Here is a 9,139-nt window from a genome sequence, read left to right as displayed (position 1 = left end):
CTGACGCCACGCTCCCGGGGCTCCGCCCCGGACCCCGGTCCTCAAACGCCGGACGGGCTGACAAAGTCAGCCCGTCCGGCGATTTCGGAGACCGGTCACGAGTTGTACGTCCCCTGCGCCCGCTCCAGGCCGTCCACGATCAGCGTCTCCACCGCATCCGCCGCACGGTCCACCTCGAAGGCCAGGTCCTTGCGCTCCGTCGACGAGAAGTCCTTCAGCACGAAGTCCGCCACCTGCATGCGCCCCGGCGGACGACCGATGCCGAACCGCACCCGGCAGTAGTCGGGGCCCATCGCCTTCGTGATCGACTTCAGGCCGTTGTGGCCGTTGTCACCGCCGCCCAGCTTCAGGCGCAGCTGGCCGAAGTCGATGTCCAGCTCGTCGTGGACGGCGACGATCCGCTCCACCGGCACCTTGTAGAAGTCGCGCAGCGCGGCCGTCGGGCCGCCCGACAGATTCATGAACGACATCGGCTTGGCGACGACCACCCGGCGGCTGGACGGGCCCGGGGCGCCCAGCCGGCCCTCCACGACCTGGGCACGCGCCTTGTGGGCCTTGAACTTGGCGCGCATCCGCTCGGCGAGCAGGTCCGCGACCATGAAGCCCACGTTGTGGCGGTTGCCCGCGTACTCGGGGCCGGGGTTGCCGAGGCCCACGATGAGCCAGGGGCTGGAGTCGTCCGTCATCTGCATGTCTCCTTCATAGCCAACCGCCGCCCTGCTCCGGTGGAGCGGGACGGCGGTCGGAAAGAAAAACCCTGAGGGGCGTGGATCAGCCCTTGACGACCAGCAGGTCGACGTGCTCCAGGAAGCCCTTCAGCGGGTCGCGCTGGACCTGCTTGGGAACGACGACCTCGTTGCGGCCCTCGATGTCCAGGGAGAGGACGACGCCCGGGGTCTTCAGGGCCATCATCAGGTCGTGGCCCGGCAGGGACACGTGGACCGGCTCGGCACCGTGGCCGTAGACGACGGCCGGGACCAGGTCCTCGCGGCGGATGCGGCGGGCGGCGCCCTTGCCGAAGTCGGTGCGGACGGTGGCGGCGAGCTTGATCTCAGCCATGGTGCACTCCTCGTGAGCAGTTCAGGTGGACGGTTACCCGGCCCACGACAGGCCGCCTGCTACGAAGAGCGCGTCGATAACGGACCGCCGCACATGCGCGTGAAACGCGGTGCGGCCTCCCTCGCCGAGCAACTCGATGAGTCTACCCGGCGGGGAGGCCGCCCAGAAATCGATCAGTACGTCAGTGCGACTGCATGATCGTTACGCCTGTCCGGAGAGGGCTCAGCCCAGCTCGTCGAAGAGGCTCGTGACCGAACCGTCCTCGAAGACCTCGCGCACGGCCCGCGCGATCGTCGGCGCGATGGAGAGCACCGTGATCTTGTCGAGCTCCAGCTCGTTCGGGGTGGGCAGGGTGTTGGTGAAGACGAACTCGCTCACCTTGGAGTTCTTCAGGCGGTCCGCGGCCGGGCCGGAGAGCACGCCGTGCGTGGCGGTGACGATGACGTCCGCGGCGCCGTGCGCGAAGAGCGCGTCGGCGGCGGCGCAGATCGTGCCACCGGTGTCGATCATGTCGTCGACGAGCACGCAGACGCGGCCCTTGACGTCACCGACGACCTCGTGGACGGTGACCTGGTTGGCCACGTCCTTGTCGCGCCGCTTGTGGACGATCGCCAGCGGCGCGCCCAGGCGGTCGCACCAGCGGTCGGCGACGCGCACGCGGCCGGCGTCGGGGGAGACGACGGTCAGCTTGTCGCGGTCGACCTTGGCGCCCACGTAGTCGGCGAGGATCGGCAGCGCGAACAGGTGGTCCACCGGGCCGTCGAAGAAGCCCTGGATCTGGTCGGTGTGCAGGTCGACCGTGAGGATGCGGTCGGCGCCGGCCGTCTTCATCAGGTCGGCGATCAGGCGGGCCGAGATGGGCTCGCGGCCGCGGTGCTTCTTGTCCTGACGGGCGTAGCCGTAGAAGGGCAGGATCACGGTGATGCTCCGCGCGGAGGCGCGCTTCAGAGCATCGATCATGATGAGCTGCTCCATGACCCACTTGTTGATGGGGGCCGTGTGGCTCTGCATGAGGAAGCAGTCGGCGCCGCGCGCCGACTCCTGGAAGCGGACGTAGATCTCACCGTTGGCGAAGTCGAAGGCCTTGGTCGGGACCAGGCCCACGCCCAGCTGGTGCGCGACCTCCTCGGCAAGCTCGGGGTGGGCGCGGCCGGAGAAGAGCATCAGCTTCTTCTCGCCGGTCGTCTTGATCCCGGTCACAGCACAGTCTCCTTGGATGTCGCTTTGTGTGCGCTTATCACGGTACGCCCCGCACGGCGTGCCGGTGTCACGGTCACTGCTCGCCGTCGGTGGCCTGACGAGCTGCGGAAGCGGCCTGTGCGGCTGCGCTTCCCGGGCGCTTACGAGCCACCCAACCCTCGATATTCCGCTGCTGGCCACGGGCGACCGCCAGCGAACCCGGGGGCACATCCTTGGTGATGACCGAGCCGGCGGCGGTGTACGCGCCGTCCCCGATCGTGACCGGAGCCACAAACATGTTGTCGGACCCGGTCCGGCAGTGCGAGCCGATCGTGGTGTGGTGCTTGTTCACACCGTCGTAGTTCACGAAGACGCTCGCGGCGCCGATGTTGGTGTACTCGCCGATCGTCGCGTCACCCACGTACGACAGGTGCGGCACCTTGGTGCCCTCACCGATCTCGGCGTTCTTCATCTCGACGTACGCCCCGGCCTTGGACTTCGCGCCCAGGCGCGTACCGGGCCGCAGGTAGGCGTACGGGCCGACGGTGGCGTTCTCGCCGATGACGGCGGAGTCCGCGACGGTGTTGTCGACGCGGGCGCCGGCCCCCACGGAGGTGTCCGTCAGGCGGGTGTTCGGGCCGACCTCGGCGCCGGTGGCCACGTGGGTGGCGCCCACCAGCTGGGTGCCGGGCTGGACCAGGGCGTCCGCCTCGAAGGTCACCGTGACGTCGACCCAGGTCGTCGCCGGGTCCACGACCGTCACGCCGCTCATCATCGCCGCGTGCAGCAGCCGCTCGTTGAGCAGCTTGCGGGCCTCGGCGAGCTGGACGCGGTTGTTGATGCCGAGGATCTCGCGGTGGTCGCCGGCGACGGCCGCGCCCACCCGGTGCCCGGCCTCGCGCAGGATGCCCAGGACGTCGGTGAGGTACTCCTCGCCCTGGCTGTTGTCGGTGCGGACCTTGCCGAGCGCGTCCGTCAGCAGCTGGGCGTCGAACGCGAACACCCCGGAGTTGATCTCGCGGATGGCGCGCTGCGCGTCCGTGGCGTCCTTGTGCTCGACGATCGCGGTGACCGCGCCCGTCGCGTCGTCGCGCACGATGCGGCCGTAGCCGGTGGAGTCCGGCACCTCGGCGGTCAGCACGGTGACGGCGTTGCCGTCGGCGGCGTGCGTCTCGGACAGGCGCCGGAGGGTCTCGCCGGTGAGCAGCGGGGTGTCGCCGCAGACGACGACCACGGTGCCGTCGAGGGTGATGCCGCCGTTCGACAGCTCCTCCAGGCCCATGCGGACGGCGTGGCCGGTGCCGTTCTGCTCGTACTGGACGGCGGTGCGCACGCCGGGGTCGATCTCGGCCAGGTGGCCGGCGACCTGCTCGCGGGCGTGCCCGACGATGACGACGAGGTGCTCGGGGTCGAGCTCGCGCGCGGCGGCGACGACGTGCCCGACGAGGGAGCGGCCGCAGATCGCGTGCAGGACCTTGGGTGTGGCCGACTTCATGCGGGTGCCCTCACCCGCTGCGAGGACGACGACGGCTGCCGGGCGGTTGGCGCTCACGGGTGTGCCCTTCGGCTTCGAGGGGGTGGACACCCGCAGGATACCGGGGCGTAAGAGGGGGGAAACGCGGAAGGGTCCCGACCTGGGCGGTCGGGACCCGTGCATGCGTGGTTCAGGCTCCCCCGCCAGGACTCGAACCTGGAAAGACGGCACCAAAAACCGTAGTGTTGCCAATTACACCACAGGGGATGGTAAAAGCTCTCAAACCGGACAAGGTCTCGGACTGATCGCTCGGCACCTCACACTATGCCGTACCACCGGCCTCCGACGCGACGGTGTGTCCGCTTCGGGCTGTCGTGGACACGGGAAAAGCAGTGGCACCCGCCCGTAGTCTGGGTGGTATGAGCGTAACGGGGGCAATCGCGGAGGAGGGCGCGCGCGGCGCGCCCACGGGGCCGTGGTGGTGGACGCGGCGGCGGAGCCTGGTGCTGGACGCCGTGCTGGCGCTGGCGTCCGCCGTGGAATGTCTGCTGGAGGGGATCTCCTTCTCGCACGACGTGGGGATACCCGCCGTCGTCGGTGGCCTGCTGGGGGTGCCGGCGGGCGCCTCGCTGCTGCTGCGGCGCCGGTGGCCGGTGGCCGTGGTGCTGGTGTCGATCGCCACCACGCCCGCCGAGATGGGCTTCCTGCTCGGCATCGTCGGCCTGTACACCCTGGCGGCCTCCGAGGTCCCGCGCCGCATCACCGTCGTGCTCTCCGCGGCGTCGCTGGCGGGCACGCTGGTGGTGGCCCTGGCCCGCTTCCACCAGGACACCGCCGAGGACGGCTACCACCCCGGCCTCTGGGCGATGATCATCTTCTCGGTGGTGATGGCCCTCGGCCTGACGGCCCCACCGGTCCTGCTCGGCCTGTACGTGGGCGCCAGACGCCGCCTCGTGGAGAGCCTGCGCGAGCGGGCCGACGGGCTGGAGCGCGAGCTGTCCCTGCTCGCCGACCGCGCGGAGGAACGGGCCGTGTGGGCCCGCAACGAGGAGCGCACCCGCATCGCCCGCGAGATGCACGACGTGGTGGCCCACCGGGTGTCCCTGATGGTCGTCCACGCGGCGGCGCTGCAGGCGGTCGCCCTGAAGGACCCCGAGAAGGCGTCGAAGAACGCCGGACTGGTCGGCGACATGGGCCGGCAGGCGCTCACGGAGCTGCGCGAGATGCTCGGCGTGCTGCGCACCACCCCGGACGGCGCCGTCGCGTCCCAGCCGGTGGCGGCGCAGTCCGAGCGGCTGGCGGCCGTGGCCGCGGCGGCCTCGGCCCGGGTACGGGTCGCGGCGGGCGGCCCCGCGCCGGACGCCGGGGACGGCGGGCCGGCCCTGGACGGGCTGGAGGACCTGGTGGGCCAGTCCCGGGCGGCCGGGATGACCGTGGAGCTGGCCGCCCAGGGCGAGGAGCGCTCGTACGCCCGCGACGTGGAGCAGACCGCCTACCGCGTGGTGCAGGAGGCGCTCACCAACGTCCACAAGCACGCGCCGGGCGCGAAGACGGTCGTGCGGCTCGCCCACCGGGACGCCGAGGTGGCGCTGCAGGTGGAGAACGGCCCGCCCGACGCCGGGGCGGACGCGGGCCCGCGGCTGCCCAGCGGCGGGAACGGCCTGGTCGGCATGGAGGAGCGGGTCAAGGCGCTGGGCGGCGTCTTCGTGTCCGGGCCGACCGACGCGGGCGGATTCCGGGTCTCGGCGGTGATACCGGACCGGCACTGAGCGCCGCTCCGCTCACGTCACCTGGCGCCCGGCGCGGCCGCCGAGAGGCGGGAAGGCCGGGTTCCGGTGACGAGCGTGCCGATGGCGTGATCGATGTCGGAACCGAGGTACCAGTCGCCGGTGTGGTCGAGGCTGTAGACGCGGCCGTGCGCGTCGATGACGAGGAGCGCCTGTCCGTCCAGCTCCTGGCCCAGCGGGCACACCTCGGTGCCCAGCGCACGGCCGAGGTCGGCGACGGTACGGGCGAGGTGGAGGCCGTGCAGGGGATCGACGTGGAAGGCCGTGGGGGCGATGTGCCGGCCCTGCCCCGGCGGAGTGACGTACAGCCCGCCGAACTCGGCCCACGCCTCGACGGCGGCCGGGAAGACGGTGTGCCGGTGCCCGGCGGGGGAGACGTGGGCGCGCAGCGCGTCGGCCCAGTTCTCGGCGGCCTTGATGTCCCAGCGGCCGGGCTGCCAGCCGGCCTCGCGCAGGGCGGCGTCGACGGCGACGGGGAAGCGGGTGGCGGCGGTGCGGTCGAAAGCACGCATGGGTGGTGGTCAGTTCCTGCCGTTGGTCGGGGCGCCGGCCTCGACGGCCCGTACGCCGAAGTGGGCCAGGAGCGCGGTACAGGACCGGCAGGGCGCGGCGTAGGCGCCGTGGCGCGGGTCGCCGTCCTCGCGGATGTGGCGGGCGGTCAGTTTGGACTGCTTCAGGGCGCGACGTGCCTCGCCGTGGGTGAGCGGTTTGCGGGCCGCACGTTTGCTGCGGCCGCTCTCGAAACCCGTGAGGTAGCGCGTGAGGAGGACCGCCTCGGGGCAGCGGCCCGTGAAGCGCTCGCGCCGCTCGTTGGTGAGCGTGTCGAGGAAGTCCTGGACCAGAGGATGGAGTCTGGGCGGTTGGTCCGACTTCCCGGCGGTGCAGGTGAGGGTCTCGCCGCGCACGGACAGGGCGGCCGCCACGGCGGGCAGGATGCCGTCCCGGCGGTGCAGCAGCGCCGGCGGCCGGTCGGAGTCCTCGCTGGAGCTCCAGGTGAGCCGGGGGTCGCCGGGTGCGGCGGCCCCTTCGTCGGCGGGCCGGCGGTCCTTGGTCGTGTGCATGGCGGTTCTTCCCTCCCGTGCAATCCCCCTGTTGCGGGGATCAGCCTGCCAAATGGGGTGGCGGGTGTGAAAGGCAGGGCGGTGTTGCGTGCGGCGCGTGCGCCGAATGATCACTGTGAGGTCACGAGTTGTCGCGCAGCGACCGCCGGATGCTCTCCCTTGGTGCCGCTTCGTACGCACCTGCAAGCATCCGGGCACACCCGCCGGGCCCGCCCCGGACCGTTGCCGGAGACACCCTTCTTGCGGCACCGCATAGGCTGTCGCCCACGAGTGTTCCCGGCGTCGGCCGCATGTCCGGGTCTTCAGTAGTCCTGTAGGAGACACAGTCAGCAGGGGGCTTCCGTCATGACGACAGGTCGGCTCGGGCACCAAGCCGCGCCACCGAACGCGGCCTACGCCGGACAGGTCGTGCACTTCCCGGACCCGGTGCGGCGCAGCCGCCACCCCAAGGGGGTGCGGATCGACGACGAGGGCTTCCCGGACTTCTCCGCGTACGCCCGGGCCGCCGCCGAGATCGCCGAACCGCCGGAGGGCTTCGGCGTCGACGAGCTGCGCCTGACCGACTACGTGTCGGCCAACGCCGCCCTGCACGCGGCCGGCCACGAGCTGTGGGCCAGCCTGCCTCCGGTGGCGACACCGCACGGCTGGACCTGGCACCACGTGCCCCGCACGCGCCGGCTGGAACTCGTCCCCGTCGAGGTCAAAGCACTGCTGCGACACCACGGCGGCCTGGCCACCGCCCTCGTCGACCACGACAAGCGCGGCACGCGGCCGCTGCAGGAGACCCGGCCCGTGCACTTCGTCCTCCCGCAGCGCGACCTCGCGGTGACGGAGGAACAGGTGCAGGGCGTCGAGGAGGACCTCGGCTACCGCCTGCCCGGCGCCTACCGCTCCTTCCTGAAGGCGGCCGGCGGCTGCGCGCCGGTCGGCGCCGCGCTCGACGCCGAACTGGGCCTCCTGCTGGACCAGCCGTTCTTCACGGTGCGCGACGAAGCCGCCGTCAACGACCTCGTGTACGTCAACAAGTGCCTGCGCGACCACTTCACCAAGGACTACCTCGGGGTCGGCTTCGTGCAGGGCGGTGTCCTCGCGGTCAAGGTCAAGGGCGAGGCCCTCGGCTCCGTGTGGTTCTGCCCGTACGACGACGCCCGCGACCAGGACGGCTGGACGGTGACCGAACGGGTCGAGCGGCTGATGCTCCCCTGCGGCGAGGACTTCGACGACTTCCTCTCCCGCCTGGCGGGCGGACCGCCGGAGCTGGAGACCGTGGCGAACCTGATGGTGGACGGCGGCTTCGCGCACGCCGTCCCGGTGGAGGGATGAGCGGCGCAATGGTGACGTTCGCGCAGGCGCAGGAGCGCGCGGAGCGCTGGGTCAACGGCGAGGTGCCGGCCTATCTCCAACGCGAGGTGTGCGTCAGGGAGTTCGGTCTGGGCTTCGTCTGCTGGGCGGAGGACCGCGAGGACGGCCCGGCCGGCGACGGCGCCCGCCTCCGCATGGTCATCGCCCGGGACAGCGGCGAGACGACGCTGTGGCCGGGACTGCCGGTGGGCGAAGTGATCCGCCGGTACGAGGAGGAGTACGGCACCGTGGACGAACCGGCCCCGAGCACCCCGCCCACGCCACCGCGCCGGGTGGACCTGGAGGCGACGTCCTTCCTGCTCAGCCCGCCCCAGTGGCTGCAGGACGCGGCGGACGCGATCGGCATCCCGGACCGGAGGTCGGGAAGCCCGGATACGGATGCGGGTTCCCCTGCGGGGGCCGCGGGTGCGGGTGCCCTTACGGGTGCCGCGGATGCGGGCGCCTCGGCCTCGGGCCCGGCCTCTGGCGGGGCCTCGGCTCCCGCTCCGGACGTGGCTCCGGCCTCTGATGTCGCTTCGGCTCCGGCGGGGCCCGGGGCCCCGGCTCAGGGTGCGGCTCCGGCCTCGGGGGCGGCTCCGGACGTGGCCCCGGCTCCTGCCTCGGCCTCGGGCCCGGGCGTGGCCCCGGGTGCGGGTGCGGCCTCCGCCTCCGCCCCGGCTTCTCCCCCTGACCTGGGCGCGCAGGCGCCCGCGGTGCCGGGTGCGCGCGACGCGGCCGATGTGCCCGGCACGTCGGCGGACGTGCAGGACGCCGTGCCGGACGCGCCCTGGGCCGATGTGGACGTGACGGCCCGTCCGTCCTCGCAGAACACGGATGCCGGCGGGTCGTCGTCCGGCAGCCTCTCGTCCGAGGCATGGGCCTCGGCGGACGTCGCGAAGGACGACGACGACCGGTCCGTCGGCCTGCCCGCCACCGTGCTGGCCCCCGCCCTGTCGGGTACGGACCTGGACGACACCCCGCCGCCCGGCGTCCGCCCGGAGGCCAAGACCGAACTGATGCCCCAGGGCAGCGCGCTGCCGCGGACGACGATCGCACCCGCGCTCGACGTCCCGGGGTCCCCGCCAGAGGGCGGCCGGTACGCACGTACGCAGCTGGTGTCCCAGCTGGACGAGGCGAGCCTGGGCGCCGGCATGCCGGGTGGGCCTGCGGCTCCGGCTGCCCCGGGCCGGCCGGGCACTCCGCCGCCGGGTGCGCCGGCCTTCCCCGGTCCGGCGCAC

At 72.4% G+C, this 9,139-nt stretch carries 8 protein-coding genes, 1 tRNA gene and 1 pseudogene; 3 read left to right on the top strand and 7 right to left on the bottom strand.

Going from position 1 to position 9,139, the window contains the following annotated elements; all coding sequences use genetic code 11:
• Window positions 1–95: 95 nt before the first annotated feature.
• The 5 genes and pseudogenes from pth to LE181_RS30660 form a co-directional block, all read right to left on the bottom strand.
• Window positions 96–686, bottom strand: coding sequence for an aminoacyl-tRNA hydrolase (pth, locus tag LE181_RS30680; RefSeq protein WP_225664773.1), 591 nt, complete (start codon window positions 684–686; stop codon window positions 96–98).
• A 91-nt stretch (window positions 687–777) separates the two neighbouring features.
• Window positions 778–1,059: pseudogene (locus tag LE181_RS30675) on the bottom strand (50S ribosomal protein L25); the annotation flags it as partial.
• 222 nt (window positions 1,060–1,281) lie between these two features.
• The gene (locus LE181_RS30670; protein ID WP_190132144.1) at window positions 1,282–2,259 is read right to left on the bottom strand and encodes a ribose-phosphate diphosphokinase; all 978 of its coding nucleotides are present in this window, start codon (window positions 2,257–2,259) and stop codon (window positions 1,282–1,284) included.
• Window positions 2,260–2,332: 73 nt separating this feature from the next.
• Entirely contained in the window at window positions 2,333–3,790 is a 1,458-nt protein-coding gene (glmU, locus tag LE181_RS30665; RefSeq protein WP_225664772.1) for a bifunctional UDP-N-acetylglucosamine diphosphorylase/glucosamine-1-phosphate N-acetyltransferase GlmU, read from the bottom strand.
• Window positions 3,791–3,907: 117 nt separating this feature from the next.
• Window positions 3,908–3,979: transfer RNA gene (locus LE181_RS30660), tRNA-Gln, on the bottom strand.
• Between the two features lie 152 nt (window positions 3,980–4,131).
• On the opposite strand from LE181_RS30660, the gene LE181_RS30655 reads away from it, so the two are divergent.
• On the top strand, window positions 4,132–5,481 hold the full coding sequence (locus tag LE181_RS30655; RefSeq protein WP_225664771.1) for a sensor histidine kinase: 1,350 nt from the start codon (window positions 4,132–4,134) through the stop codon (window positions 5,479–5,481).
• 17 nt (window positions 5,482–5,498) lie between these two features.
• Here the strand turns inward: LE181_RS30655 and LE181_RS30650 are convergent, their stop codons facing one another.
• Both LE181_RS30650 and LE181_RS30645 read right to left on the bottom strand, forming a co-directional pair.
• Window positions 5,499–6,011 (bottom strand): SUKH-3 domain-containing protein, encoded by a 513-nt coding sequence (locus tag LE181_RS30650; RefSeq protein WP_225664770.1) that lies wholly within the window; start codon window positions 6,009–6,011, stop codon window positions 5,499–5,501.
• A gap of 9 nt (window positions 6,012–6,020) precedes the next feature.
• Entirely contained in the window at window positions 6,021–6,560 is a 540-nt protein-coding gene (locus tag LE181_RS30645; protein WP_225664769.1) for a YwqJ-related putative deaminase, read from the bottom strand.
• Window positions 6,561–6,905: 345 nt separating this feature from the next.
• On the opposite strand from LE181_RS30645, the gene LE181_RS30640 reads away from it, so the two are divergent.
• Together LE181_RS30640 and LE181_RS30635 are read left to right on the top strand one after the other, a co-directional pair.
• Window positions 6,906–7,883 (top strand): HNH endonuclease, encoded by a 978-nt coding sequence (locus LE181_RS30640; protein ID WP_225664768.1) that lies wholly within the window; start codon window positions 6,906–6,908, stop codon window positions 7,881–7,883.
• On the top strand, window positions 7,880–9,139 hold a 1,260-nt coding region (locus LE181_RS30635), incomplete at its 3' end, for an SUKH-4 family immunity protein (protein ID WP_505016594.1). The genes LE181_RS30640 and LE181_RS30635, both read left to right, overlap by 4 nt.

The organism is Streptomyces sichuanensis, assembly GCF_020328095.1.
GTDB classification, from domain to species: Bacteria; Actinomycetota; Actinomycetes; order Streptomycetales; family Streptomycetaceae; genus Streptomyces; species Streptomyces cinnamoneus.
This window is presented reverse-complemented; position numbering and strand designations above follow the sequence as displayed.

Coding starts and splice junctions, on each gene's coding strand:
- pth (WP_225664773.1), bottom strand. CDS start 686: ATGACGGACGACTCCAGCCCCTGGCTCATCGTGGGCCTCGGCAACCCC.
- LE181_RS30645 (WP_225664769.1), bottom strand. CDS start 6,560: ATGCACACGACCAAGGACCGCCGGCCCGCCGACGAAGGGGCCGCCGCA.
- LE181_RS30655 (WP_225664771.1), top strand. CDS start 4,132: ATGAGCGTAACGGGGGCAATCGCGGAGGAGGGCGCGCGCGGCGCGCCC.
- LE181_RS30650 (WP_225664770.1), bottom strand. CDS start 6,011: ATGCGTGCTTTCGACCGCACCGCCGCCACCCGCTTCCCCGTCGCCGTC.
- LE181_RS30640 (WP_225664768.1), top strand. CDS start 6,906: ATGACGACAGGTCGGCTCGGGCACCAAGCCGCGCCACCGAACGCGGCC.